The 383-nt window shown below is 35.8% G+C and carries 1 protein-coding gene; it reads left to right on the forward strand.

Translation table 11 applies throughout. The annotated features are described in order from the left end of the window. On the forward strand, positions 1-383 hold a 383-nt coding region (locus R2R70_RS19170; protein WP_410978775.1), incomplete at both ends, for a hypothetical protein.

The following is a 383-nucleotide window of genomic DNA, read 5'->3' on the forward strand; positions in this document are numbered from 1 at the left end:
AAAAACGACTTAAACATTCTTAATTATGAATCAGCTTTATCCAATGCTTATCGTGGGGATGCGTTTTACAAAGTCCGATATGGTCAAGAATTTGGTGGACGTTTACCTAAAGAGATTGACGCATATCGAGTAATAATTGAATCACAGAATCCAGCTTATGTTTTCCCTGAAGTTATTCAAGGGGATGGCAACAAAGTTTTCTGTTATCACGTAGCTTATCCAATTCAAACAGATGCAGATGCAGATGATTGGCTTTTAAAAGTTGAATCACATTACGCTGGTGTGATTATTTATCGCGAATTTGTTATTAATCCTTTAATAACAGACAATCAGGGCGAGATACTTCAATGGACTATTGAAGCTGAGATTTTTGAAGCTAAGAG

This window comes from Cobetia sp. SIMBA_158 (genome assembly GCF_046566945.1).
GTDB classification, from domain to species: Bacteria; Pseudomonadota; Gammaproteobacteria; order Pseudomonadales; family Halomonadaceae; genus Cobetia; species Cobetia amphilecti.